Genomic DNA, 25,574 nt, shown 5'->3' with positions numbered 1-25,574 from the left:
GCTGTTCCTTTTTGTTGTTGGTTTATGATTAAGCCACAGTGCTCTTAGGAAGTACTTTGGCTGTCTCTAACCTAGAGCGAAGAAGAATGCCTAACCAGCCAGCAAGGATTGCTTTTGCAATGCCGACAAGGATGAAAGGGAGAAACCCCCCAACAAATGCAGCTGTCCAAGACATTGATGCTGCAATCTTAAGCCAGGCTGTACCGATTAGTAATGGAAAGAACATGGAAATGATGTTCGCGATGATTGCATGAAACACAGTGTACTTCGTTTTTTCAAGATAAAAGCCAATGAAAAAAGCAGCTGGAATAAAGCCGATTAAATAACCACCAGTAGGTCCAACAATTCGTGAGATTCCACTTGTCATTTCTGCAAACACAGGGATTCCGACTGCACCAATTAATAAGTAAAGAAGTACAGAATACGTTCCTCTTTTTGCGCCTAATATTGTTGCAGCTAAGCCAACTGCTAATGTTTGCCCTGTAAATGGAACAGGTGGAATTGGAATCATGACTTGTGAGAGGATTCCAATGATTGCTGCAAATAAAGCAATAATAATAAGATTGACTAGCCGAGTTTGACTTTTAGTTTGCAAGATTTCCACTCCCTTTGTTAACTTATGAATATATTCGGTTTACAATTAAATTTTAATCGTGATGATGTTGACTGTCAATCTATTATTTTTTAACTTTTTTGAAGTAATGTGAAAACGAGAATGATTCTAAAGATTTTAAAAAAGATGAAACCTTCGCAAAACAAATTCGTATAGTAGGTAAGCAACAAAAAAGAAAGAGAGGAGCGCTTACCAGTCATGTAAATGAGATGTATGACCAGAGTTAAAATTTGAGATAAAAGGATGAGGACGATGGAGTTGTTTGGATTACCACTTGAAACAATTTACTTATATACCTTAATTATTTCTGGTGCATTGACTTTTATTTTTATTTTATTCAATGATATCCTTTCCGGCTTGGAAGCTCCCGATTACTTAAATCCGGTATTAATCCTCGCTTTTCTCACCGTTTTCGGTGCATCAGGTTATCTATTTGAAAAGGTAACGAACTTGCATAGTGGTTTATCTGCAGTCATATCTGGATGCATTGCGCTCCTGATTGTCAGCTTGTTGAATATTTTCATTCTTATACCATTATCAACTGCAGAAGAATCATTATCCATTTCTGAATCGGATTTGAAAGGAAGAACCGGCAAAGTGTTAACATCCGTTCCAGTGGATGGTTTTGGGGAAGTGCTAATTGAAGGTGCGAGTGGCTCGATTGCGAAGCCTGCAGTAAGCTTTAATAATGAAGCAATTCCAGCAGCATCGATTGTATTAGTGATTGAAGTGAAAAATGGCGTATTACATGTTTTGCCACATCAACAGATAGAAATTGGATAGGGGGATATTTATCATGTTTGATTATTTATGGATTATTGGAGTTGTTGTTGTTTTATTATTAGCTCTTGTTGGAGTTTTTATCACGAAATATCGTACTGCAGGCCCTGATGAGGCTTTAATTATTACAGGAAGTTACTTAGGCAACAAAAATGTACACACAGATGAATCGGGTAATAAAATTAAGATTGTTCGTGGTGGCGGAGCATTCGTTCTTCCAGTTTTTCAACAAGCAGAACCACTGAGCTTATTATCTAGTAAGTTGGAAGTTTCCACTCCGGAAGTTTATACAGAGCAGGGTGTTCCAGTAATGGCAGACGGTGTTTCCATCATTAAGATTGGGAGTACTATCAACGAGATTGCGACTGCTGCCGAACAATTTTTAGGAAAAGCGAAGGAAGATCGCGAACAAGAGGCGCGTGAAGTGCTTGAAGGGCATTTGCGTTCCATCCTTGGTTCAATGACCGTAGAAGAGATTTATAAAAACCGTGAGAAATTTTCACAAGAAGTTCAACGTGTGGCTTCTCAGGATCTTGCGAAAATGGGTTTGGTGATCGTATCATTCACCATTAAAGATGTTCGGGATAAGAATGGCTATCTTGATTCACTTGGTAAACCTCGAATTGCTCAAGTGAAACGGGATGCTGATATTGCTACAGCTGAAGCTGATAAAGAAACAAGAATCAAACGAGCTGAAGCATCGAAAGAAGCACAGCAAGCGGAACTAGAGCGAGCAACAGAAATTGCTGAAGCAGAAAAAATCAATAAACTGAAAATTGCAGAATTCCGCAGAGAACAAGATATCGCAAAAGCCCGAGCTGACCAAGCATACGACCTAGAGACTGCTCGTTCAAAACAGGAAGTAACGGAACAGGAAATGCAAATTAAAATCATTGAAAGGCAAAAGCAAATTGAACTTGAGGAAAAAGAGATTCTGCGCCGTGAGAAACAATATGATTCTGAAGTGAAGAAAAAAGCAGATGCAGATCGCTATGCTGTTGAGCAAGCTGCTTCAGCAAATAAAATGAAAGATATTGCTGAGACAGATGCGAATAAATATCGCGTAGAAGCAATGGCGAAAGCAGAGGCAGAAAAAATTAGAGTGGATGGCCTGGCAAAAGCAGAGGCTCAGAAAGCTCAAGGAACAACAGAAGCTGAAATCATTCGACTAAAAGGGGTTGCCGAAGCAGAAGCGAAGCAAAAAATCGCCGAGGCATTTGAACAGTTCGGTCAAGCGGCTGTTATGGACATGATTTTGAAAATGCTTCCTGAATATGCGAAGCAAGTGGCAGCTCCATTAGGTAATATCGATAAGATTACAGTAGTAGATACTGGTAGCAATGGCCCAAACAGCGGTGCCAATAAAGTAACTAGTTATGCGACTAATCTCATGTCAACTTTACAGGAATCATTGAAGGCTTCTTCAGGAATTGATGTAAAGGATTTATTAGAAAGTTTCGCAGGAAAAAGAAATCTACAATTAGATCGAAATCGTGCTGAAACTGAACTCGTTGAAACGACCCTAACAATGGCTGCAAGTAAAGAAACGCAAGAAAAATAAGGATATCCAAGGGTTCGACCACGTACTCTAAATCCAATATGTAGTGTAATTACACTATATATTGGATTTACTAGTTTCGGTGTCGGACCTTTTATTTTTGATGAAGTAAAGGAAACGAATGCGGATGACTAAACTTGTCCCATTCTTAATAAGCTGTGTGATATGGAGTTGCCTTTTACTGGTTGAGGGTTTACATAATAAATCGATTTGTACAGCTAATTTAACAAATCTAAGCCGAATGCCTATGCAAATAAGATTATAGAACATACACCTAATAGGAATAGGAATTTAGAAAACATCGAGGAGGGTTATAATGAACCAAGAATATCCTTATTTTTATCATGGTCATAATCTAAGAAGACCTGTATATGGTGGTCGGCCAGGATTCGGTGGATTTGGCTTTGGAGGCTTTGGTGGCGGATTAGCTGGCGGTTTGCTCGGTGGGCTTGCTGCAGGCGCTTTATTAGGCGGAAGTTTTGGAGGCTATGGTGTCAGACCGAGCCCATACCCTTATCCCTACCAGTATCCTTATTATGGTGGTTATCCGGTATATTGATGGCGTAATAAAGAATGTATTCCCATTAGACCTCGTTATCTATGCACGTATCCAGTGTTTTAGTATTTACGAGGTCTAAAACTATGTATTGGGATATCTGCATTACTTTGTCATAGAATCAATTCCGATCAAGTCGGTCAAATATCTTCGTAATTAACCACCAGGCAGCGCGGAAAGGTAAACTTAATACTTGAAAAATTAGATGAAATATACCTTCTCCAATTAACTCTCCGAAGAACTCCTTTATTGTTTCGAATCGATTCTTTTTTTGTTTTTTTATCTGTTTCGTCATACTTAAACACACCATTCAAAAAGTAATATTTCGATGGTTTTAGTATGCTGGATTTTAAATCAATAGTATATCGTTTATTAATTGATCCAATTATTTTTAATGGAGATATTTTGAAAAATTCTAAAATGAAAAGCGAATTCATCAAAAAAAAGTGGTTCATTTTGTTGAAATTCGTAGCAATTTAAAAAACTCTCCAATATTTCTGGTTTTATTTTTCCAAGTAAGTCTGTCACATAAAACTGATATTGGAATTTTTCAAACCAAAACAAAAGGCCTGCTTCTTCAAAAAGTTCCTTGCTCTCACTTTCATTCATGAATCATCACTCCTTATTTCCATTATGCCAAAATGGCTCCAACATAAACCTCGGTAAAATAACTGGAGAAATTTAAAAATGAAGGGGTCTAAGAAAAATATACATTTCAACAATTTCCTCGTCAGAATATAATAAGACATGCTAATGCCATAAATGAATTAAATAAAGTATCCAGGGTTCTAAGTTTCAACCATATAAAGAAAAGGCGACTCATTTTGAGTCACCCATGGATTAAACCTATTAATACATCGCAGCAATTTGTTTTTGAAGTTCGCCATTTTCAAGATATTCATCATATGTTACTTGTTTATCTACCGTACCACTTGGAGTTATTTCAATAATACGGTTAGCAATTGTTTGAGTAAACTGATGATCGTGTGATGCAAAAATCAATGAGCCTTTAAAATTAATAAGGCCGTTATTCAAAGCAGTGATGGATTCTAAATCAAGGTGAGATGTTGGTTCATCAAGCATTAGAACATTTGAACCACTCAACATCATTTTTGATAACATGCAACGAACCTTTTCTCCACCAGATAGAACACTAGGTTTCTTCAGTACTTCTTCACCAGAGAAGAGCATTCTTCCTAAGAAACCACGCAGGAAGTTTTCTGTTTGATCGTTTGGTGAGTATTGACGTAACCAATCGACTAATGTAGTGTCAATTCCTTCAAAGTATTCAGCATTGTCTTTCGGGAAATAGGCTTGAGTGGTTGTTATACCCCATTTGAATGAACCACTATCTGGTTCCATTTCGCCTGCTAAAATTTTAAACAATGTTGTTTTAGCAATTTCGTCCTTCCCAACAAAAGCAATTTTGTCGTCTTTATTCATAATGAAGCTTACATTGTCTAATACTTTAACACCGTCAATTGTTTTTGAGATGTCTTCAACACGTAATAAATCATTGCCAATTTCACGTTCCGGTGTGAACGCAACATATGGATAACGACGAGATGATGGTTGAATATCATCTAAAGTGATTTTTTCAAGAGACTTTTTACGCGAAGTTGCTTGACTTGATTTAGAAGCGTTGGCACTAAACCTCGCCACGAAGGCTTGTAATTCTTTAATTTTTTCTTCCTTTTTCTTGTTAGCATCTTGAGCCATTTTAAGAGCAAGTTGGCTTGATTCATACCAGAAATCATAGTTTCCGACGTATACTTTGATTTTACCGAAATCAAGATCAGCAATATGCGTACAAACTTTATTTAAGAAGTAACGATCATGTGAAACAACAATGACCGTGTTTTCAAAGTTGATTAAGAATTCTTCTAACCATTTAATGGCTTTTAAGTCAAGGTGGTTGGTAGGCTCATCTAGAAGAAGAACGTCCGGTTTACCGAATAGGGCTTGAGCAAGTAATACTTTCACTTTCTCTCCACCTGATAATTCAGCCATTTTCTTTGTGTGAAGATCTTCACCAATTCCTAGACCTTTAAGAAGGATAGCCGCTTCAGATTCTGCTTCCCATCCATTCATATCTGCAAATTCACCTTCAAGTTCAGCTGCTTTCATACCGTCTTCGTCCGTGAAATCTTCTTTCATGTAGATGGCATCTTTTTCCTGCATCACTTGGTACAGTTTTTCATGGCCCATAATAACAACTTTAAGTACTTCATGTTCTTCGAATTCAAAATGGTTTTGTTTCAAAATAGCAAGGCGTTCACCAGGTCCCATGTGAACGTCGCCTGTTTGTGCTTCTATCTCACCAGAAAGAATTTTTAGAAATGTAGATTTTCCAGCTCCATTTGCTCCGATCAAACCGTAACAGTTGCCCGGATTGAATTTTATATTAACTTCATCAAATAACTTACGGTCACCATAGCGCAGGCCGACATTATTAACAGTAATCATTTACTTACATACCTCCAATGACAATATCTATAAAAGTATACCATGTATTGCCGTCGTGGAGAAATGTTTTCAGTTAAACTGTGAATTTATCTACAAATTACTGCTATTAATCATCGATTCAAGCGGTTATTCATAAAAATGAATGATATTTGGGAGAAAAGTTGATATTTGTCAAAATAATATCAAAAATTTGAAACTTTTTTGATATTGAATACGTTTAATAATAGAGAGATGCAAAATTCTTGTGGGGGTGGGTGTTCGTGGTAAGAAGTATAATATTGGGTGGAATATGTAGCACGATCATTCTATTAAGTTCCTGCAGTTATTTTTCTGTTAGTAGCACGGAAGATGCAAAACTTCAGGAAATGAAGATTATAGATGAGAACTTACAATTAAAAGATAAAGTCGCGGAATTAGAAGAATATATTTCGATGCTTGAAAAGAATCAGCAAACTGCATTTGGAATTAATGAAGGTATTTTTCGTTTTATGGAAGCGGTCGAAACGAAGGATCTGGTTGAGTTGAAGAATAGAGTGGCAGAAGATGTTAGTGTCGAGTCAACAGGCATTACATTCGATAATGGAAAATATTTGAGGTATAGCTTCAGTCAGTCTAATGATTATCTGAAGTTGAAAGAGCATGAGATTAATTCTGAAAAAGCGATTTTCGTATATGAGGTTTTTTCCGATGACAATAAAGTGAAAGCAAAGCACCTATCAGTTGAAGTTGTACATCAGAAAAATGGCTGGAAAATTAATAATGTAACAGAGGAGATCTTATAATATCCTTTATAATTAAGGGGGGGGGCGATGGGCCATCCCTTTCTAAAAAACAGTAGAGACAGTTAACATTAAATATTACTGTTGTAACTAAAAGAAATGTCCCAAAAGCAGACGTTTTTTAATGTTTTAATTACGGAGAGGATCTCGCCTTCCGTAAGCAACTTAGAGGCTTTGCAGAAAGGTTGTTATTCATGGGCAAATGCTATTGTTATGAAAAATATAAAGATGAGCTTCCTAAGGGGATAAAAATAACATGTTTCAGGGATGCCTGCAAAAATTATAGAGAGCATAATGCAGGAATGCATAAAGAATTGGAGGACAACCAAAAAGAATAAAAAGGTCGAACTATTCCTCCAAAAGGAACTAAATAGTTCGACCATTTTTAGTATGGTAAGTAAAAGCTGGATTACAGCTTACTAAGTTAAAACGATAATCAATTGTGTTCACTTATCAATTTGAATTCACGTCCTTGGCAGACTATTTATTTGTATTCTTCAATTTTTAATACTTGTCCATTGTTTGCATCAATGATAACTCCTGCTTCACGATGGTTGGCTGTGCTTATTTCGAAATTATAGACTATACGATTGTTAAAGTAATCCAAATCCGCCTCGGTTATCGTCCCTCTTACTTTATCTAAAGCTATTTGTTTTGCATCTACTAAAGATATATTTGTCGAAACGTTTTGAAGTTCATTTACCTCAATCTTGAGATCGTTTTTTCCTAATATGTTTTGATCGACTTCTAAAACTTTTCCTGTTAAGGCATCAATATCTATTTCGTATTTTCTATCTTGTTTTACGATAATAACTTCGTATTTTTTACCCTCTCTATCTTCGTCTAAATGAGTATTCGTTACAATCCCACCTTTTGTTTCATTCAGTGCAAGTTCATTTGCTTTTTGTTCAGTAATCTTTTGTGATATTACACTTTTTGGTGAAGTTTCATTTATCGGTAGTGTAGTAAGTTTATTACTTGTCATCGCATAAGCACTCGCTCCGATCCCACCTATGACTATAGCACCGGTTATTAGCTTTGTTATGATATGCATGGTTTTTAACCTCCATGATTGTTTATATATTTATTTTTATCATAACCAATGGAATTTATAGAAAAAAAAAGAAGGTTAAAATTTCCTTAGAAAAGTATAAGAATATAAAGTGGTCGGTTTGTTGCTTCCGTTAATACTTACTCATAAACATGATACGAGTCATTTTTTTTAGCGTAAAAATGTTGATAGTAATTGTGCAATATGATTCGATTCCAATTGAGAAAACTGGAATCGGGTCATAATGACGAAAGGATAATATCTGGATGGTTCTTGACATTTCATAACCTTGGGAGTCTTCATATTTTTTGATAAAAGGAATCGAAAGTAGGGAGTGTAGGGAAATGGACGATCGATTTATACAGCAGAAGCGATTTCAAATGCTTGGTACAGAAGGCCAGCGCAAGCTTCAGGAAGCTTGCGTGACTATTATTGGCTGCGGAGCGCTCGGAAGTGCAGTGGCAGATATTCTCGCCCGTGCTGGTATTGGAACATTAATTCTAGTAGATCGAGATTATGTTGAAATTTCTAATTTACACCGTCAAACGCTGTACACTGAACAAGATGCTATTGAGATGATTCCCAAAGTAGAAGCTGCAAAAAAACGACTCAATCAAGTAAATCAACATGTTTTAGTTAAAACGGTATTTGATCATGCAGATGCTGAACTGATTGAACATTTTGCTAAACGAAGCGATATTATTGTCGATGGCACTGATAATTTTGAAACAAGGCTGATCGTTAATGACGCCAGTCTGAAGCATCAGATACCGTGGATTTACGGCGCGTGTGTGGGAAGTACGAGTGTTGTGAAGTCTTTTTATTCAGATTCATCTGCCTGTTTTCGCTGTTTATTGCCCGTTTTACCAGCTACTAACGATACATGTGCTACGGTTGGAGTGATTGCTCCAGCGGTTTTTATGACAGCTGCTTTCCAATGTGCTGAGGTGTTCAAATATCTATGCGGTGATAAAGATAATATGAAAAAAAAGCTGGTATGGCTTGATGTCTGGACTAATCAACAGCATCAATTTGGAATAGAAAAAATGAAGCGTTCTGATTGCCCTTCATGTGGTGGGGAACGTACGTACCCTGCACTTCAACGATCAACTCAAACAAAATTCGCTTCATTTTGTGGCCGTGATTCCGTGCAAATTATTCCTGCTAATGAGCGAACACTCACACTTGATGATGGTGAAAATGTAGCAAAAAAACAAAGACTCCCGTCAAAACGAACTCCTTACTTCGTTCAAATAGAATATAAGGGTTGTCGTGTAATGATGTTTGCCAATGGTCGTTTACTCTTACATGGAATTCAAGATGTGAACGAAGCAAAATCGTTGTATCATCAATTATTCGGTTGAAACTACATCATTTAATATGGTGGCATTTTGTAATACATGTCCGAATATAAGTAAAATAGTTGAAATTTTAAAATGCCCTACCTGACTAAAGGGTGAGTTTTTATGATTATTTGGCACCGAATCTAATATCTAACAGGGAGTGGTTATTTCTTACCGAACATACACACTTTTCTCTCGAGAGGAGGTCATTAGCCATTTTTGAAAACAGGAATCCGATCACGGTAAAAGAAGCAATCTCAAGAATTATGAAAAAAGTAGATAAAATCCAAAGTGAAACGATACCTCTATCTGAAGCGGCAGGGCGTATTTTAGCAGAACCTGTGTTGGCGAACCATGATGTCCCGCCATTTAACCGTTCTATTTATGACGGTTTTGCAGTTCGTTCTGTAGATACAACAGGAGCATCCAGTCATTCACCAATTGCTTTTACAGTAATTGATCGTATTGCTGCAGGTGATGTGTCGACCGCACTGCTTGGCAAAAATAAAGCAGCCCGTATCATGACGGGTGCTGAACTACCGAAAGAATCGGATGCGGTGGTTATGCTTGAGCAAACAGTTAGTGGTGAACATTCATTTACAATTCGCAAGACGTTTACTCAACTTGAAAATGTATCCTTAAAAGGAGAAGATGCAAAAAAAGGTGAAGTCATTATTGAAAAAGGGTCCCATATTACTCCAGGCGTGATTGCTGTTTTGGCGACGTTTGGCTATACGCATGTGAAAGTGGCGAAACGACCCGTTGTTGGTTTGCTTGTTACTGGCTCTGAATTACTGGATGTGTCAACTCAGCTTAAACCAGGGAAAATTCGTAATTCTAACGGTCCGATGATAATAGCCCAGCTCAAGAGACTGGGGGTGGAGCCCAGATGGCTAGGTGTATTGAATGATGATGTAGAGGCCTGTTATTTATCAGTTAAGCAAGCGGCAAAAGATTGCGATGCGGTAATTACAACAGGGGGCGTGTCGGTAGGTGACTTTGATTACTTACCAGCTGTTTATGAAAGGATGGGGGCGGAAGTCCTATTTAATAAAGTAAAAATGCGTCCAGGTAGTGTGACAACTGTTGCACATACTGATCATGTTTTATTATTTGGCTTGTCTGGAAATCCTAGTTCCAGTTTTGTTGGATTTGAATTGTTTGCCAGACCAGCGCTTTTGGCTATGAGCGGTTCAAATAAGCCGTATTTACCTTATAATAAAGCAGTTTTACAGGAAGATTTACAAGACAATCCGTTTACGCAATTTATCCGGGCTGTCTACGAATCAAGTCCAACAGGCGCAATCATTAATCCTGCCGGTTTTAATAAATCGAACTCTGTTACTTCGATCGCACGAGGCAATTCGTTCATAGTTCTACCAGGCGGAACACACGGATATAAGAAAGGGGAAATAGTAGACGTCTTGTTACTTGGCGTGGATGAAGGCGGAGAAAACTGGGTCATACATGAGTAAGAAGCAGTTAAATTTCCGGACGGTCCACCCCAAAAATCTTTAGACGGAGGAAAATATGAACCTATTTGAAGTTACGCCAGAAGTGTTATGTCCTAATCGTTATTTACAATACGTGACACATGCAGAAGTAGGTGCAGTGACGCTATTTTCCGGTATTGTCAGAGAGTGGACGAATGGAAAACGAACGCTGTTTTTAGAATATGAAGCTTATGTACCAATGGCTGAGAAAATGCTTACCGAAATTGGAGCTGACATTCAAAGGAAGTGGCCGGGAACTCGTATCGCAATTGCCCATCGAATCGGAAAATTGCAAATTTCTGAAACTGCGGTAATCATAGCTGTATCTTCGCCGCACCGACAAATAGCATATGAAGCTAATGAATTTGCAATTGAACAAATTAAGAAACTCGTCCCAATTTGGAAAAAAGAAATTTGGGAAGATGGTGAAAAGTGGATGGGTGGGCAAACATATAAACCGTTGTGAGGTGGGGAACGATGATTCATCTTTATTATTTTGCACAAATCAAAGAATTGACTCAAAAAAAAGAAGAAACGATTTTATGGGCAGATGGGACAGTCGCACAGCTTGTCAAATGGGCGGATGAGACTTATCCGGGATTTACAGACTATTCATGGCAAGTCGCAGTAAATGAAGAATATGTATTAGAAACAGAACAAATAAATCCGGGTGATACTGTTGCTTTTATTCCTCCGGTAAGTGGTGGGTAAAATGAATCAGAATCGTAAAGGACTGATATGATGAAACAACCGCTTACAGATACATTAAACAGGCCTTTGCACGATTTACGCATTTCAGTAACTGACCGCTGTAATTTTCGCTGCACGTACTGCATGCCCAAAGAAGTGTTTGGTGATAAGTATGTGTTTTTGCCAAAAAGTGAATTATTAACCTTTGAAGAAATGACAAGACTTGCTTCGGTCTTTGTTCAAATGGGTGTAAAAAAGATTCGGCTGACTGGTGGTGAACCATTGCTACGTAACGATTTGCCAGAATTCATCAAGATGCTCAGGGATTTAGAAGGGCTAAAGGACATTGGTTTGACAACAAATGGATTGCTTTTGAATAAATACGGAAAAGCTCTTTATGAGGCAGGACTGCGGCGCTTGAATATTAGCCTTGATGCATTATCCAAAGAAATATTCAGAAAAATGAACGGTCGTGGCATCAATCCAGCTCTAATCCTTGAGAATATCGAGTATGCCAAAAATCTCGGTTTTTCAGTAAAAGTTAATATGGTCGTCCAAAGAGGTGTCAATGAACAAGAAATTATTCCGATGAGCGCTTATTTTAAAGAGAAAAATATTACGCTTCGGTTTATTGAATTCATGGATGTTGGCAATGATAACGACTGGAGTTTTCAGAAAGTAGTTTCGAAAAAAGACATTTTAAGTGAATTGCTCAATCAATATCAATTGATTCCTGTGGATGCTGATTATTTCGGTGAAGTGGCTGAGCGCTATCGTTATGAAAATAGTGAAGTAGAAATCGGCTTTATACCGTCTGTCTCTAAATCCTTTTGCTCATCTTGTACACGGGCACGTTTATCATCGGACGGAAAATTGTATACGTGTTTATTTGCGTCAAACGGTTATGATTTGCGGGAACTTCTTCGGGAAAATGCGACAAGTGACGAACTGTCTAATGCAATTTGGCAAGTATGGACTAACCGAACAGATCGCTATTCAGACGAACGGACAGATATTCAGGCAATAAGTCGTAAGAAAATCGGTATGTCTTATATTGGTGGCTGAATACATTGATGTTGGACCTTATTGAAAAAAGGGAGTGTGAAATGATAGAATTTACGCATTTCAATGAACAGGGTCGTGCTAGAATGGTCGATATTACTAAAAAACATGAAACGAGTCGAACAGCCATAGCCCAATCCAGTCTTCTATTAACAGATGAAATATACAAAAAAATTGCGAATGGTTCGATGGAAAAAGGAGACGTTCTTGCTGTTGCCCAAGTTGCAGGAATTATGGCGGCGAAACAAACGAGCCATATTATCCCGATGTGCCACCCGATTGCTTTAACTAGCATCGATATAGTTTTTCACTGGGAAAGGACGGAAGATGCTTACCGATTAAATATTAAATGTTCTGCAAAAACGAAGGGGGGCACAGGTGTTGAAATGGAGGCGCTCACTGCAGCTTCCGTTTGTGCCTTAACCGTATATGACATGTGTAAATCTATTCACAAAGGAATCATCATCGGACCGACATTTTTAGTTAGTAAGACAGGCGGTGAGAGTGGTGATTATAGTAGAAATGAATATACAAAGTCTGTATAACGGGAAATATTACTTACTATGAAGTGCGCTACATTTGCCTTTTCATAATGAACATTTTTTCGAAAATTGGATTTTGGATACTGTCTCGATAAAAGTAGATTTTCTGCTTAGTAGATTGGCAAAATTAATAACCTGTGAAGGTCCGTTCCTTCAGTTACAAAACGCTTAGCTAATTATTGCTAAGCGTTTTGTATTGGATAGGCGCTAGTATGAATCATTTCGTTTGTTAAGTATTTGAAAGTAGTCCAAGTAAAATAAAAGCTAATGTGATGCTAACTAAAACATAGCTGGAGGCAAGTTTGGTGTCGCCGGACTCTACGGCAATATAAATCGCGGTAGGAATTGTTTGCGTTTTACCGGGAAGGTTGCCGGCGAACATAAGTGTTGCTCCAAATTCGCCGAGTGCACGGGTAAAGCTCAAAACGCCGCCAGCAACAAGAGCATTACTAGCTAAAGGAATTGAAATTTTCGTGAAAACGATCCAATTAAAAGCCCCATCTACTTTAGCGGCCTTTTCGATATCTTTATTAACTATTGTGAACCCTGCTTTGGCTGATTAAAACATGAGCGGATACGCGACGACGCTTGCAGCTATTATTGCAGCAAAGGAGGTGAACAGGATGGTGCTTCCTGCCCAAGTTTGCTCCAAAGATTAAAATTAATGAGAAACCAATTACAGAAGGTGGTAAAACGAGTGGTAGCATTAGTATTGTTTCAAGTATGATTTTTCCTTTAAATGATTTTACAGTGAACAACTTACCTACTAGTACTCCACTGATAAAAACAGCAAGAGCTGCTGAAAATGAAACGATTAACGATAATTGAATGGGAAAAAAGTAATGCTGGTCCATAAACTTCCACCTTCAATTTTTAAACTTTATTTTGAAGTAATCGACATAAACCCGTTCTGTGAAAAAATATTTTGTACATCTGAATTATACAGAAATTTGATAAATAGTTCTGCCTCTTTCTTATTAGTACTATTTTCGACTATCCCTCCGTAATTTTGGATAAATGTTCAATAGATCAGCCCCATTTTAGATAGCGTATAAATCTTTTCTAATTTCACGAACCACATGTCTGAGTTCTGGAAGAATTAACTTTTCCATTGCCAGTTTAACTGCACCTACTGATCCAGGTGTGCAAAAAATCGCTGTATTGCTTGAGACACCCGCGGTTGCTCGTGATAGGATAGCAGCAGAACCGATATCTTCCAGATAGCTAATAACACGGAAAATCTCACCAAATCCAATCATTTCTTTATCTAATAAAGGTTGAATACTTTCAATCGTTACATCTCTTTTAGCAAGTCCCGTTCCACCATTTAGTAAAATTACATCTACCATTTGATCAATGCATCCGGAATGAAAGGCCTGTACGATTTCCGTTTTTTCATCTGCAACAAGTTCATAAGCTGTCACATTATGGTCATATTTTAAAAGCATTTCTTTCATTAACTGGCCGCTGTAATCCGTATCAATTGTTCTGGAATCACTAACCGTTATAATTTTACAATTGATAATGTCTTGCGCTTCTTGTTTAAGTTCGTTTGACATGACAGCCTCCTTATCCTCTTACAGTGTTTATATATGTCGAGATAAAAAAATAAAGAACTGGCTGAATGGGTATCCTTTATAACAAATCATCTACTTTTATGAAAAATGGGGTCATATTTCGAATGAAAAATAACAAGCAATTAAAAAAACAAATGGAAAATAAGGCACTTCTTATTTTGAAAATGGCTCTTGCTTCCGCTCTGTCTTGGGAGATTGCTAAATTAGCTGGATCACATCATCCTTATTTGGCACCGATTTCAGTCATTCTATGTTTACAAACGACGATTAAACGGTCCATTCGCTTTTTCTATCATCGAATGATCGGGACGATTATTGGCATTTCAATGGTCATGCTTTTTGCCCCACACTTAAAAGTAAATGGTTGGACAATTGGAGCACTTATTCTTATCGCTTGTTTTGTCGCAGAATGGTTAAAAACTGATGAAACGGCTATCCATCAAGTCGCACTAACGGTGCTTCTCGTTTTTGTTTTAGGGCATAAATCAGGTAATTATCCAATAGATCGTTTCCGTGATACGTTGATTGGTGCGATTGTTGCTGTTATATTACATATGCTCATATACCCACCGAATTTCACAGGACATGTTTCAAAAAGTATCGATCATTTCGCTGATCAATTAACAACAATCTTTAGTAAAGTATCAGAGTGGACCAAGTCTGGTCTTAAGAAACACATCGGCTACACCTTACAAACAGAGACAAATCGAGTACTCCAAGAGCTTCACGAAACTAAGAATCTTATGAAAGATGCCGCAGATAGCCTTTCATATAATCCATTTGCGAAAAGAAGTAAGAAGGATCTGAAAAGATTTCAACAAAGGCTACATTACCTTACTCAAAGTTATTCTTATCTTTCAAATATTGTCGGGATACTAACCGCTTGGTCTGAAGCGGGAACAATAACTCCAGTCCAACAAGCTTTATGGTCTGACCAGATCAAAGCATTAATCCCTTTATTCCAGACAAAAGAAAACCCGATTGTGTTTCGTCTATCGGGTGATGCATTACAGGTTATCATTCCTGCTAATCTTGAAGAACAGCAATTTCATATTTCTTTATTTTACGAAACGCGGAGCTTATTGAAAAAACTAGGTCAGCTGCCTAGCAACAAAGGTTAATTCGGTGGCAGAATGCGGTGGAATAGGACGACTCGTGTATTTGATTTTCTTTGTTTGCTTATAATAATCTACATCGAAAGAGCATCGGTCAAGAAGTTGAAATTGAACAAGATGGAGATGGATGGGGTGGTCACCTCCGTCCGTATTAATGAAATTCCAAATTTCAGTCGAACCAACATGTGGATGTTCAGTAATCGGATCATCCCATTTTTTTTGATCAAGAAGAAATAAAGGTCTCCCGTACTGATCCTTCTCCTTACTTAATTGTAGATATCTATGATTGCTTGCTGTATATTCAGCTGGCCATTCAATAGAACCCATAAAGGCCGGTATAACGCTTGTATCGATATTGGAAAGCAGTTTTGTAACTCGAAATTGCATAATAATCCCCGTTGAATCTGGATCCACAGGATCTCCAATAGGAAAATGAGTAGGGGCATCATTTTTTAGTGTAATCATTTTACCGCCAAGATTTGAAAAATCAATAATCACATCTAATCGCTCTGCAGGTGCGAGCAACAACGATTTCATCCCAATCGGTTTCTCAAGAAAGCCACTATCCGTGCCGATTTGGTAAAATAACTGATCGGAATCCAATGTTAAGCGAAAGAAGCGTGCGTTCGCTGCATTTAATAAACGAAAGCGATACTTACGCAGCGCAACATTAAGATATGGCCAAACCTTCCCATTTACAACAATTGTATCACCAAAAAAAGAAGGGACTATTGAAGGGATTATCCCAGAAACATTGTCCTTAGGCTACTCTGGATAGGCTGAGGAGCCATCCTCCCTAAATGAACGATCCTGAAGTAATAAAGGAATCTCATACTTGCCACTTGGCAGATTTAACGATTGCTCGAGCCAATCGCGGATTAGATAAAATCCTGCCAAACCAGCATAAATATTTAATCGCGTTAACCCGATTGCATAATCATGATACCAAAGTGCACGGGAACTTTGCTGATTATCATATTCATACACACTTTTTCTCAAAATGATCCGAATTTGTCGAATCCTTTTGAGAACCATGCATCCGGATAACCGTCACTTTCTGGCTCTGTTCGACCACCATGAAGGTGGACAACTGTTCTTACATCAGGTATTTCCTTTTCTGCTCCATGTACGGTGTGATCAATTGGGGATAAATGGTGTTCTGGCAAATCATTCATCCACTTAACAAAAACCTTTTCACCTTGTACGACTTCAATCGTTGGCCCTGGATATATGTCTTCATAGCCCCAAATGGTTGTTTCCTTCATGGTCACTTCATAATACGTATAATTCTCTGAGCGAAAAGTCGGCTTTAATACAGGCGGAATAGGCAGAGGATCCATAAATTTTCTCATATTCATGATTTAACCGCCCCCTACAAAGTCTTTTTACTATGTATATGTCTTGATTAAGAAAAAAACTATCCATTCTAGGAATAGGGTGACCGTGAATATAAATAGGATAGAACGTTTTTGTATGAAGGACATGGGGACTTAGGATTCGCGACTTACTAATCTAGCCAATCTACTATGTAGATATACGTACATTATTAAGAAAGTACTTCTAAATCAAAAATCCGGCTCCGCACCGCAACCATTGTGATTAGGCGAGTGTAACGTGCTGCAGGACGGATCCTTCAAAGTAAATGGTGACGTTTAGCGCCATAGGAGTTTTGTATGAGATGGGGGAGTTACATGGAAGATATTTACCGAATATTAGAAATGATTGACGATACAAGGAAAAAAGCATTAGCGACCGTTATTCGGGTTGTAGGATCGGCCTATAAAAAAGAAGGTTCTCAAATGCTTATCTTTGAAGACGGAACACAAATAGGCATGTTAAGTGCTGGTTGCTTAGAAACGGATTTGGCGATTCAAGCACAAGAAGTGTTGAAAAAACAAATAACTATTTTGCTTCAGTACGATATGAGCGAAGAAACTGATTTAGCGTGGGGCCAAGGGGCTGGCTGTAGTGGAATAATTGATATATTGCTTGAGCCAGTCAATGGAAAAGTTCAGGAAGATTTCATTTTAGTAAAGAAATTGCTAACTTCCAATCAAAAAGTAGTATGGTTGAAAAAGTATTCAGAAGCAGGGGAGTATATCTTTATCCCAAGTGAAGATCAGGCATTCGGAAGGTGGTCAGGTCAAATACCTGAAATAAATTTTGATGTAAAAAGTGGAGTAATGACAAATCAACCGATTTTTCAACATACTTATCAGCCGAAACCACATTTAATTGTGTTCGGTGCAGGTCCTGATGCTAAACCGCTCGTTTCTCTTGCAGCAGAAACTGGTTTTTCTGTAACTGTGTGTGATTGGCGGGAAGAGTTCTGTCAGCAGAAGGATTTTCCGGATGCAGATCAACTTTTTATTGGCTTTCCAACTGAACTTATGAAAAAAATCTCGATTTCTTCCGATGCCTTTGTTGTTATTATGTCGCATCATTTTCAACGGGACCAACAAATTCTTTTGTCATTAATAGATAAAAAGATAAGGTACTTAGGTATTTTAGGTCCAAAAGAAAGGACAAAGCGGCTTCTTAAGTGTGAAAACGTTCCAGAGTGGATTCATTCGCCAATTGGCTTACCGATTGGAGCTAAAGGCCCTTTTGAAATTGCGGTAAGTGTTTTAGCTGAAATGATTGAAGTATGGAGAAAACCTGTTCGTAAAAGAGTGGAATTTGTATGAATCATTCTAGTTTAGTGGGAATTTATCTAGCAGCAGGTAAAAGTAGCAGAATGGGTAGAGCTAAGCTTAATTTACCAGTTGGTAATCAATTCTTAGGAAGTATGGCTTTCAGGGCGGCGCTTGAGTCAAAACTTGATTGCACTATCGCTGTTACTCGGGAGGGAGATTCTCTTGAGTGGTTGGCACCTTTTTCGAAAAACAAGGGTTGGAGTTATTTGGAATGCCTAAAAGCTGATCGCGGCCAAAGTGCTTCACTTAAAGCAGGTGTAAGGATGGCGGCTGATATGGGTGCTACTGGCGTGGTTGTTTTACTTGCAGATCAGCCCTTTATAACGAGCGAGATGATAAATCGCTTAGTTGATGAATTTAAAATCTCGCAAAGGGGTTCTTATGTTTCTTTTTCACATGAAGGAATGATAAAGCCACCAGTCCTTTTTGCAAAGAGTTTCTTTCCAATGTTATTTGAATTAACAGGTGATCAAGGAGCTCGAACGGTTATTCGTGAGGAAATGAGAGAACAAGGAAAACAAATTGAAATAAATAGTGATCTTCATTTTTTTGATATTGATACAGAGGAGGAATATCAACTTTTAATGCAACAGATGCGAAAAAAATAAAATAAGTAGCTTTATAGAAAAATCTTTAAAATTGGCAGATAACCTCTGACAATGCGGACGGTTAAAACTTACACGTCGAAACTTAGAAAAATATAAACTTTGAAGAAATCGGAGTGGTGAAATTGGATGTTATCGGAAAAAGTATCATTCGTAAAGAGGCTCAGGATAAAGTGACCGGAAGAGCGAGATACACACATGATCACCACTCAAATACTATGCTCTCAGGGAAAGTCGTTATTAGTCCGTACGGCCATGCTAAGATTGTTAAAATCGACACAATAGAGGCGAGGAAAATGCCGGGCGTTAGAGCGATACTCGCTGGCGAACATTTTCCGCTTACTGGTGAAGATATTCGTGATAGACCGCCGCTCGCTGTCGATAAGGTGCGCTACCATGGAGAAGCGATTGCGCTTGTTATTGCTGATACACCAGGCCAGGCAAAAAAGGCAGCCGACCGGATTAAGATCCAGTATGAATTACTGCCTGTAGTTCATTCACCGATACAAGCGTTTCAAAAGGACGCCCCATTAGTGCATGAGCGCTTAGGAGAATATGTAAAAGAAAAACATACCTCCCCTGTTCCAGGAACAAACATAGCAACACATATCAAAATCCGAAAAGGCAATATGGAAAAAGGCTGGACTGAAAGTGTAACGACTGTCGAAGCAGACTTTTCATTTCCACCATCCGATCATGTTGCGATGGAGACTAGATGTTCCATTGCAGAGATATTGCCCGATGGAACCATCAAAATCATGACATCATCGCAAGCCCCATTTATGGTTAAACAATTAATCGCGAAATACTTTAATGAAGATATTGGAAAAATAATTGTGGAAACGCCACTCGTTGGCGGTGCATTTGGCGGCAAGGCATCCGTGCAGCTTGAAATCCTTGCCTATTTAGGGTCGAAAGCAGTTGGCGGATTGCCGGTGAAAATATTAAATACTAGAGAAGAAGATATTTTAATGTCCCCATGCCATATCGGCTTGGATGCAAAAATAAAATTCGGAGCTGACCACCTTGGGATCATCAAAGTAGCTGAAATTCGTTATTTATGGGATGGTGGAGCTTACTCGGATAAAGCGATTGATTTAACGAGAGCTGGGGCTGTTGACTGCACAGGTCCCTATAATATTGAAAACCTATGGTGTGATTCGTACTGTATGTACACGAATCATCCATATGCTTCACCATTCCGCGGTTTTAGTCATTCGGAACTCTCATTTGCCATTGAAAGAACGATGGATTTATTAGCGCAAAAGCTCCAAATTGATCCACTTGAGCTACGTTATAGAAATGCTATTAAGCAAGGTCATACAACACCAACAAGAGTGCTTTTGAATCAAAGTAATGTTGGAAACTTGCAGAAATGTATTGTGAGATTGAAAGAATTAATCCGTTGGGATGAGGGACAGATCAAGGAGATTAATAACCGCTTGGTCAGAGTGAAAGGAATTAGTTGTAGCTGGAAAACTTCAACAATTGATCCAAACGCTCCCTCAGGTGTGATTTTAACGTTTAATCGGGATGGAAGTATAAATATAATGTCAGGAGTCGTTGAAATAGGTACGGGGACAAAAACCGTTCTTGCTCAAATTCTTGCAGAAAGGCTGAAGATGAATGTGGACAACATTCATGTCAGGATGGAAGTAGATACACAAACAACACCAGAACATTGGAAGACTGTCGCGAGTAGGGGCATCTACATGGCGGGAAGAGCCTTATTAGAAGCTGCAGAGGATGTCATCAATCAGTTGAGGGAGATAGCTTCAATTGTACTAAGGGCACCAAAAGAAGATCTCGAATTGGCCGATAGCCGGGTATTTTTACGCGACAATCCTTTAATGGGGCTCCATTATAAAGATATTTGCTATGGATATCAATATCCGAATGGAAACTCAATCGGTGGCCAAATTATCGGGAAAGGAAATTTTATTATGCGCCATCTTACCCATTTGGATCCTGAAACAGGGGCAGGGAAGCCTGGACCAGAATGGACAGTTGCCGCGTATGGGGTTGAAGTGGAGTTTGATCGCCGTGATTATACATATCGATTAGTGAAGGCGGCAACGGTTGTTGATATAGGTAATGTATTAAATAAAAAAGCAGCGTTAGGTCAAGTGATGGGGGCAATGAGTATGGGTTTAGCGTTTGCTGGACGAGAAACGTTTTATTTTGATGAGTACGGTCGGGTTTTGAATCCGCAACTACGTACTTACCGACCGCTCCATTATGGAGAAAATCCTGAATATCTTGTTGATTTTGTTTATACCCCTGACCTTGAAGCACCATACGGGGCACGCGGGGTTGGCGAGCATGGACTACTTGGAATGCCTGGTGCACTAGGGAATGCCTTGTCTGTCGCTGCTGGTGTTTCACTTCATCATTTACCTCTAATTCCAGAGTTGATCTGGAAAACAAAGGAGGCGAAAAGCTAATGTTACCGTTTGATTTTGATTATTATAAGCCAGCATCATTGAAAGAAGCGATCGACCTTTACCAATCTAAAGCAAGAAATAGGGAAAAGTCGATGTTTATTTCGGGTGGTACGGAATTAATCACTCTAGGAAGAATTAATCTTGTTCATACTGAAGCGGTTATTGATTTGAAAGATATTGCCGAATGCAAGGTCATGCAGTTTGAAGGGGATTATCTTGTCTTCGGAAGCACATTAACTCTTACAAAAATTGAAGAAACCAATCTTTTTCCACTATTAACAAAAACGGCGAGTGAAGTGGCTGATCATACTTCCCGTGGGAAAATTACCCTTGGTGGCAATATCTGTGCGCAAATTTTTTATCGCGAGACTGTATTGCCGTTTTTATTAGCAGACAGCCAAGTGATGATTGTCGGTCCCGATGGGGTAAAAGTGGCACCGATCAATGATCTTTTTCACGAACAACTTCGATTGAAAAATGGTGAGTTCCTAGTTCAACTTGCAACAGAACAGAAATTTATTCGCGCACCATTTGTCAGCATAAAACGGCGTCAGCAATGGGATACTGGCTATCCATTGATCACAGTCGCCGCTTTAAAAATGGGGGAAGAAGTGCGTGTTGCCTTGAGTGGACTATGTCCATTTCCGTTTCGATCCAAAAAGGTGGAGAACTCGTTAAATAACCGGGAATGGCCGATTAATGATCGAGTTGACGCTGCTTTAGCAGAATTACCAAGGCCGATCTTAAACGATATTGAAGGCTCTTCAGATTACAGACTCTTTGTGTTGCGGAATTTATTGCATGATGTTTTAGAGGGATTGGGTGTTAGTTTTTGAGTTTTCTGTTTTTATTTTACGAATCCTCAACCCTTTTTGACAGAAACTCATCTGTTATGTCGATGAGTTTACTGTCTAGCAAAAGCGGTCTTCCTCTAGGACTAAGTAATCAATTGGTTGGGGAGAACACCGCTAGCCTGTTTCTAATCGCTAACTCGTTTTATGAGAGGGGCAATAAGTATGAAAACGCAAATCATTGATTTACATGTAAACGGGAATCTTCGCACGGTGACAGTCAGGTCGGCAGATACGTTATTATATGCAATAAGAGGAAAGCTAGGTTTGACTGGGGCAAAACCAGGATGCTTGAATGGCGACTGTGGCGCATGTACGGTGAATGTTGACGGTTGGCCAATGAAATCGTGTTTGATGCTCGCGATCGAAGCCGTTGGGGAAAATGTAACGACCATAGAAGGTTTGAAAAACACACCTATTCAGCGGGCTTTTATTGAGAACTTTGCGTTTCAGTGTGGTTACTGTACGCCTGGTTTTATTATGAACTGTCATTCGCTCATCCTAAAGCATCCAGATGCTGATGATGCAACTATAAAAGAGTGGCTAGAATCAAATATTTGCCGCTGCACAGGCTATACTGAAATCGAAAAGGCGGTTAAATCCGTTTTAGAGAAGAATTGAACAAAGATTGAACTTTGGAAGCATAAAGTATCAAATGTACTATTTCGAAAATGGTAACTCGATGAAATTATCATAAAACACATCTATGAGCGTCTACACGCAACCCAACGATGAAAAAGGTTCAGGTTCTCCAATTGAAACACCTTGAAGGTGACGGTGCGGAACTGATCTTGCAAAGCCCCGCCCCTTTTCCACAGAAAAGAAAAGTCTCCGTAAGTACTAGCTTCATAACAACTTGACTATGTGGGGGGGGCTTGTTCATTCCTAGCGATAACTAGCTGGACGTAGGTCAGGGCGACAAAAACACCGGGCCGGGATAAACGGCATCGTTTTCCTTTTGAAATAGGTTTTCTTCTTGCATTCGGCGGAGTTTTCTGATAATATTTATTATCCATTTCACCGTTGCAAACGATTGTCAAGATGCTTATTTCAAGAGATGAAAGGAGAACACAATGACATCGAAGCAGCATCCGGATCTGAAACATGAACAAGAAAGATTAGAATTTACGAAGCGCTATATTGATGTAGTCGTAAAGACCGCTGCGACGAGTAAAGATCAATTTAAGAAAATTATGCAGGAGACATTTGGAGATGAAGATTGGCAAGAGTCGGGACGGTATTCAGAATTGCTAACAACGGCCAATTTTTTTGATATGTCGAAAGCTGAGTTGGAAAACTTAAGAAAAGCAAAAAGTAAACCATATTTTGCTCGGGTCGATTTTTCACGTGATGAAAACGATCTAAAGGAAGTTCTTTATTTTGGAAAGGCATCCCTTTATCAGCGGGAAAATCAGGAGCAAATTATCGTGGATTGGCGTTCGCCGATTGCGAACCTTTACTACGAAGGAAGAATCGGACCGGTCACATATGAAGCAGAAGGGGAGAGTTTTTCGGGAGATATTACGTTGAAACGGCAATTAATGATTGATGGAGGAGAGTTAGAAGAGATCCGAGACATTGATTTAACGACAACCGATGAACTTCTTCAAGAATCGCTTTCAAAGAGTTCGAGTAATCGTCTGACAGAAATTGTCTCAACGATTCAGGAAGAGCAGAACAAGATTATTCGAGCAGACTTAAATAAACCGATCATCGTTCAAGGGGCTGCGGGAAGCGGAAAGACGACGATCGCTCTGCATAGGATTTCTTACTTCATCTACCACTACAAAGATTTGTTTGATCCAAGACAGCTGATGATTCTTGCTCCTAGTCGTCTGTTTATTGATTATATTTCGGAGGCGCTGCCTGAATTAGGAGTCGAGAAAGCGAAGCAATTTACCTTTTCTGAATATGTACAAGTGGCAATTGAACGCGAATTGAAGCTTGTTCCTGATAAGAAACTAACCAATTTGCTTGAAAGAAATGATGAGGAGACATTGGAGTCCATCTGGGTATCTAGTATCAAAGGTTCTTCGCAATTTAAAGGAATTCTTGATCAATTTATCATGGACATTATTAATCGATTTGTTCCAAATGAAGATTTTTATTGTGATAAGTATCGCTTATATTCTGCTAAAAAATTCAAAAAGCTATTAGTGGAAGAATATTGGTATATGCCGGTATATACTCGGGTTGATAAATTAAAACAAATTTTGCAAAGTCTAGTGAAATCTAAGAAAAAAGCGATGCTCGAGCGAGTGGAGAGGTTCTATGATGCTCGAATTGAGAAAGCTTTATATAAAAATATTGACCCTACTGTCCGACGAGAATATGTGACAAAATGTCTTGATAAGAAAGCAGAACGCCAGGAAGACATTAAGAAAGAAGTGCGCAATTCTGTTAAAAACTATTTTAAACAATTTGAACGAAAAATGATTTTTGAGTATTATCAGGAGTTGTTCTCTGATCCAGAAATACTAGTTACATATAGCAAAGAGTCTCTATCCATACATGAAGCAAAGCGTCTTTGTGTATATCAATCGCAGCTTTTTAAAAGAAAGCAATATGAACTTGAGGATTTAGGAGCAATTCTTTATCTCTATTCCCACCTTTTTGGGGTAGATAAAGAAAAGCGAGCGAAGAATATTGTCATCGATGAAGCTCAAGATTACAGCTTTATGCAGCTGCAGGCGTTAAAAACGGCTTCGGACACTGATATGTTTACGCTTGTTGGAGATCTTGCTCAAGGTATTTATTCGTATCGTGGATTAGAGGAATGGGATGAGGTCCATCGGAGCATATTTCCAAGGGCTACCTACACTGAACTTAAGAAAAGCTATCGAACAACAGTAGAAATTATGAATGAAGCAAATAAACTATTGGATCTATTGCCTTATCGTTTTCCTCAAGTAGAGCCTGTTGTTCGACATGGTGAGAAACCGTTATTTATAAAAATAGAGGATGATAGATGGGGCAAAGAACTACTTGAGCGGGCAACTAAAATGAAAGAGCAAGGATTACGGACATTTGCTGTGATTGCAAAAACAATGGCTGATTGCCGTAAAGTTTATAACATTTTGAGTAAGATCGATTCAACCGTTTGCTTGCTAGAAGAACAAGCTTCCATACCTAAGGAGCGTTTGGTCATCTTGCCTTCATATCTTGCTAAAGGTTTGGAGTTTGATTGCGTGTTTGCGATTTCCTTGAACGAACGATATGAGCGAGAACGTGAACTAGACATTAAACTGCTCTATGTGGTTATGACAAGAACGCTACATCGCTTGTATTTTATCGGAAACTCAGAAGCGGATTTTTTAATAAAGTGAACCGTCGATGTAATAATAAGTCTGAAC

The 25,574-nt window shown here is 38.6% G+C and carries 26 protein-coding genes and 1 pseudogene; 17 read left to right on the top strand and 10 right to left on the bottom strand.

The features are described 5' to 3' along the window. Positions 1-28 precede the first annotated feature (28 nt). Positions 29-595 (bottom strand): biotin transporter BioY, encoded by a 567-nt coding sequence (locus tag JNUCC23_RS12605; RefSeq protein WP_403070889.1) that lies wholly within the window; start codon positions 593-595, stop codon positions 29-31. 270 nt (positions 596-865) lie between these two features. Between JNUCC23_RS12605 and JNUCC23_RS12600 the strand changes: the two genes are divergently transcribed. The 3 genes from JNUCC23_RS12600 to JNUCC23_RS12590 all read left to right on the top strand — a co-directional run bounded on the left by JNUCC23_RS12600 (position 866) and on the right by JNUCC23_RS12590 (position 3,510). Then, a complete protein-coding gene (locus JNUCC23_RS12600; protein WP_403070892.1) occupies positions 866-1,396 on the top strand; it encodes an NfeD family protein in 531 nt (176 codons plus the stop codon). Positions 1,397-1,409: 13 nt separating this feature from the next. Then, positions 1,410-2,954: an SPFH domain-containing protein gene (locus JNUCC23_RS12595; protein ID WP_403070895.1), complete on the top strand. Its 1,545-nt coding sequence runs from the start codon at positions 1,410-1,412 to the stop codon at positions 2,952-2,954. A 313-nt stretch (positions 2,955-3,267) separates the two neighbouring features. Beyond that, entirely contained in the window at positions 3,268-3,510 is a 243-nt protein-coding gene (locus tag JNUCC23_RS12590; RefSeq protein WP_403070898.1) for a hypothetical protein, read from the top strand. 118 nt (positions 3,511-3,628) lie between these two features. Here JNUCC23_RS12590 and JNUCC23_RS12585 read toward each other — a convergent pair whose 3' ends face one another. From JNUCC23_RS12585 to JNUCC23_RS12575, 3 genes are all read right to left on the bottom strand, one after another. Further along, complete coding sequence (locus JNUCC23_RS12585; protein ID WP_454211752.1) at positions 3,629-3,802, bottom strand: hypothetical protein; 174 nt, start codon at positions 3,800-3,802, stop codon at positions 3,629-3,631. Positions 3,803-3,879: 77 nt separating this feature from the next. Next, on the bottom strand, positions 3,880-4,116 hold the full coding sequence (locus tag JNUCC23_RS12580; RefSeq protein WP_454211750.1) for a hypothetical protein: 237 nt from the start codon (positions 4,114-4,116) through the stop codon (positions 3,880-3,882). 240 nt (positions 4,117-4,356) lie between these two features. After that, positions 4,357-5,973 (bottom strand): ABC-F family ATP-binding cassette domain-containing protein, encoded by a 1,617-nt coding sequence (locus JNUCC23_RS12575; protein WP_062179003.1) that lies wholly within the window; start codon positions 5,971-5,973, stop codon positions 4,357-4,359. Positions 5,974-6,233: 260 nt separating this feature from the next. Between JNUCC23_RS12575 and JNUCC23_RS12570 the strand changes: the two genes are divergently transcribed. Further along, on the top strand, positions 6,234-6,755 hold the full coding sequence (locus JNUCC23_RS12570) for a hypothetical protein (RefSeq protein WP_403070908.1): 522 nt from the start codon (positions 6,234-6,236) through the stop codon (positions 6,753-6,755). Between the two features lie 481 nt (positions 6,756-7,236). Here the strand turns inward: JNUCC23_RS12570 and JNUCC23_RS12565 are convergent, their stop codons facing one another. Beyond that, positions 7,237-7,806, bottom strand: coding sequence for a PepSY domain-containing protein (locus JNUCC23_RS12565; protein WP_454211748.1), 570 nt, complete (start codon positions 7,804-7,806; stop codon positions 7,237-7,239). Positions 7,807-8,147: 341 nt separating this feature from the next. Between JNUCC23_RS12565 and JNUCC23_RS12560 the strand changes: the two genes are divergently transcribed. The 6 genes from JNUCC23_RS12560 (at position 8,148) to moaC (ending at position 12,936) form a co-directional block, all read left to right on the top strand. Beyond that, positions 8,148-9,167: a ThiF family adenylyltransferase gene (locus JNUCC23_RS12560; RefSeq protein WP_454211746.1), complete on the top strand. Its 1,020-nt coding sequence runs from the start codon at positions 8,148-8,150 to the stop codon at positions 9,165-9,167. Positions 9,168-9,361: 194 nt separating this feature from the next. Then, the gene (locus tag JNUCC23_RS12555) at positions 9,362-10,621 is read left to right on the top strand and encodes a molybdopterin molybdotransferase MoeA (RefSeq protein ID WP_454216060.1); all 1,260 of its coding nucleotides are present in this window, start codon (positions 9,362-9,364) and stop codon (positions 10,619-10,621) included. Between the two features lie 55 nt (positions 10,622-10,676). Continuing rightward, on the top strand, positions 10,677-11,105 hold the full coding sequence (locus JNUCC23_RS12550) for a molybdenum cofactor biosynthesis protein MoaE (protein WP_454211744.1): 429 nt from the start codon (positions 10,677-10,679) through the stop codon (positions 11,103-11,105). Positions 11,106-11,116: 11 nt separating this feature from the next. After that, a complete protein-coding gene (gene moaD, locus JNUCC23_RS12545; protein ID WP_403070922.1) occupies positions 11,117-11,350 on the top strand; it encodes a molybdopterin converting factor subunit 1 in 234 nt (77 codons plus the stop codon). 27 nt (positions 11,351-11,377) lie between these two features. Continuing rightward, positions 11,378-12,394 carry a GTP 3',8-cyclase MoaA gene (moaA, locus tag JNUCC23_RS12540; RefSeq protein ID WP_454211741.1) on the top strand — a complete coding sequence of 339 codons (1,017 nt, stop codon included), beginning with the start codon at positions 11,378-11,380 and terminating at the stop codon, positions 12,392-12,394. A gap of 41 nt (positions 12,395-12,435) precedes the next feature. Continuing rightward, positions 12,436-12,936: a cyclic pyranopterin monophosphate synthase MoaC gene (gene moaC, locus JNUCC23_RS12535; protein ID WP_454211739.1), complete on the top strand. Its 501-nt coding sequence runs from the start codon at positions 12,436-12,438 to the stop codon at positions 12,934-12,936. A 226-nt stretch (positions 12,937-13,162) separates the two neighbouring features. Here the strand turns inward: moaC and modB are convergent. Then, a pseudogene (gene modB, locus JNUCC23_RS12530) lies at positions 13,163-13,787 on the bottom strand (molybdate ABC transporter permease subunit). A gap of 186 nt (positions 13,788-13,973) precedes the next feature. Next, entirely contained in the window at positions 13,974-14,492 is a 519-nt protein-coding gene (locus JNUCC23_RS12525; protein WP_454211737.1) for a MogA/MoaB family molybdenum cofactor biosynthesis protein, read from the bottom strand. A 122-nt stretch (positions 14,493-14,614) separates the two neighbouring features. Between JNUCC23_RS12525 and JNUCC23_RS12520 the strand changes: the two genes are divergently transcribed. After that, entirely contained in the window at positions 14,615-15,631 is a 1,017-nt protein-coding gene (locus tag JNUCC23_RS12520) for an FUSC family protein (RefSeq protein ID WP_454211736.1), read from the top strand. Here JNUCC23_RS12520 and JNUCC23_RS12515 read toward each other — a convergent pair. The 3 genes from JNUCC23_RS12515 to JNUCC23_RS12505 form a co-directional block, all read right to left on the bottom strand. Next, complete coding sequence (locus JNUCC23_RS12515) at positions 15,602-16,153, bottom strand: multicopper oxidase domain-containing protein (RefSeq protein WP_454211734.1); 552 nt, start codon at positions 16,151-16,153, stop codon at positions 15,602-15,604. The two genes, JNUCC23_RS12520 and JNUCC23_RS12515, sit on opposite strands and share 30 nt — an antisense overlap. Before the next feature lie 237 nt (positions 16,154-16,390). After that, a complete protein-coding gene (locus tag JNUCC23_RS12510; RefSeq protein ID WP_454211732.1) occupies positions 16,391-16,612 on the bottom strand; it encodes a hypothetical protein in 222 nt (73 codons plus the stop codon). 8 nt (positions 16,613-16,620) lie between these two features. Next, complete coding sequence (locus tag JNUCC23_RS12505; RefSeq protein ID WP_454211730.1) at positions 16,621-16,983, bottom strand: multicopper oxidase domain-containing protein; 363 nt, start codon at positions 16,981-16,983, stop codon at positions 16,621-16,623. Positions 16,984-17,316: 333 nt separating this feature from the next. On the opposite strand from JNUCC23_RS12505, the gene JNUCC23_RS12500 reads away from it, so the two are divergent. From JNUCC23_RS12500 to helD, 6 genes are all read left to right on the top strand, one after another. Next, positions 17,317-18,312 carry an XdhC family protein gene (locus JNUCC23_RS12500; RefSeq protein WP_454211728.1) on the top strand — a complete coding sequence of 332 codons (996 nt, stop codon included), beginning with the start codon at positions 17,317-17,319 and terminating at the stop codon, positions 18,310-18,312. Further along, positions 18,309-18,929, top strand: coding sequence for a nucleotidyltransferase family protein (locus tag JNUCC23_RS12495; protein ID WP_454211726.1), 621 nt, complete (start codon positions 18,309-18,311; stop codon positions 18,927-18,929). Before JNUCC23_RS12500 ends, JNUCC23_RS12495 begins: the two co-directional genes overlap by 4 nt. A gap of 122 nt (positions 18,930-19,051) precedes the next feature. After that, positions 19,052-21,370 carry a xanthine dehydrogenase family protein molybdopterin-binding subunit gene (locus JNUCC23_RS12490; protein WP_454211725.1) on the top strand — a complete coding sequence of 773 codons (2,319 nt, stop codon included), beginning with the start codon at positions 19,052-19,054 and terminating at the stop codon, positions 21,368-21,370. After that, entirely contained in the window at positions 21,370-22,206 is an 837-nt protein-coding gene (locus tag JNUCC23_RS12485) for an FAD binding domain-containing protein (RefSeq protein WP_403070956.1), read from the top strand. The genes JNUCC23_RS12490 and JNUCC23_RS12485 overlap by 1 nt, the downstream gene beginning before the upstream one ends. Before the next feature lie 180 nt (positions 22,207-22,386). Further along, entirely contained in the window at positions 22,387-22,842 is a 456-nt protein-coding gene (locus tag JNUCC23_RS12480) for a (2Fe-2S)-binding protein (RefSeq protein ID WP_454211723.1), read from the top strand. A gap of 452 nt (positions 22,843-23,294) precedes the next feature. Then, positions 23,295-25,547, top strand: coding sequence for an RNA polymerase recycling motor HelD (gene helD / locus JNUCC23_RS12475; RefSeq protein WP_403070962.1), 2,253 nt, complete (start codon positions 23,295-23,297; stop codon positions 25,545-25,547). Positions 25,548-25,574: the final 27 nt, after the last annotated feature.

Source organism: Peribacillus sp. JNUCC 23, assembly GCF_053653995.1.
The sequence above is the reverse complement of the archived record's forward strand: the minus strand, read 5'-3'. Positions and strand labels throughout refer to the sequence as shown.

Coding starts and splice junctions, on each gene's coding strand:
- helD (WP_403070962.1), top strand. CDS start 23,295: ATGACATCGAAGCAGCATCCGGATCTGAAACATGAACAAGAAAGATTA.
- JNUCC23_RS12495 (WP_454211726.1), top strand. CDS start 18,309: ATGAATCATTCTAGTTTAGTGGGAATTTATCTAGCAGCAGGTAAAAGT.
- JNUCC23_RS12520 (WP_454211736.1), top strand. CDS start 14,615: ATGAAAAATAACAAGCAATTAAAAAAACAAATGGAAAATAAGGCACTT.
- moaA (WP_454211741.1), top strand. CDS start 11,378: ATGATGAAACAACCGCTTACAGATACATTAAACAGGCCTTTGCACGAT.
- JNUCC23_RS12595 (WP_403070895.1), top strand. CDS start 1,410: ATGTTTGATTATTTATGGATTATTGGAGTTGTTGTTGTTTTATTATTA.
- JNUCC23_RS12585 (WP_454211752.1), bottom strand. CDS start 3,802: ATGACGAAACAGATAAAAAAACAAAAAAAGAATCGATTCGAAACAATA.
- JNUCC23_RS12565 (WP_454211748.1), bottom strand. CDS start 7,806: ATGCATATCATAACAAAGCTAATAACCGGTGCTATAGTCATAGGTGGG.
- JNUCC23_RS12480 (WP_454211723.1), top strand. CDS start 22,387: ATGAAAACGCAAATCATTGATTTACATGTAAACGGGAATCTTCGCACG.
- JNUCC23_RS12525 (WP_454211737.1), bottom strand. CDS start 14,492: ATGTCAAACGAACTTAAACAAGAAGCGCAAGACATTATCAATTGTAAA.
- JNUCC23_RS12500 (WP_454211728.1), top strand. CDS start 17,317: ATGGAAGATATTTACCGAATATTAGAAATGATTGACGATACAAGGAAA.
- JNUCC23_RS12600 (WP_403070892.1), top strand. CDS start 866: ATGGAGTTGTTTGGATTACCACTTGAAACAATTTACTTATATACCTTA.
- JNUCC23_RS12550 (WP_454211744.1), top strand. CDS start 10,677: ATGAACCTATTTGAAGTTACGCCAGAAGTGTTATGTCCTAATCGTTAT.
- moaD (WP_403070922.1), top strand. CDS start 11,117: ATGATTCATCTTTATTATTTTGCACAAATCAAAGAATTGACTCAAAAA.
- JNUCC23_RS12575 (WP_062179003.1), bottom strand. CDS start 5,973: ATGATTACTGTTAATAATGTCGGCCTGCGCTATGGTGACCGTAAGTTA.
- moaC (WP_454211739.1), top strand. CDS start 12,436: ATGATAGAATTTACGCATTTCAATGAACAGGGTCGTGCTAGAATGGTC.
- JNUCC23_RS12590 (WP_403070898.1), top strand. CDS start 3,268: ATGAACCAAGAATATCCTTATTTTTATCATGGTCATAATCTAAGAAGA.
- JNUCC23_RS12560 (WP_454211746.1), top strand. CDS start 8,148: ATGGACGATCGATTTATACAGCAGAAGCGATTTCAAATGCTTGGTACA.
- JNUCC23_RS12485 (WP_403070956.1), top strand. CDS start 21,370: ATGTTACCGTTTGATTTTGATTATTATAAGCCAGCATCATTGAAAGAA.
- JNUCC23_RS12580 (WP_454211750.1), bottom strand. CDS start 4,116: ATGAATGAAAGTGAGAGCAAGGAACTTTTTGAAGAAGCAGGCCTTTTG.
- JNUCC23_RS12505 (WP_454211730.1), bottom strand. CDS start 16,983: ATGAATATGAGAAAATTTATGGATCCTCTGCCTATTCCGCCTGTATTA.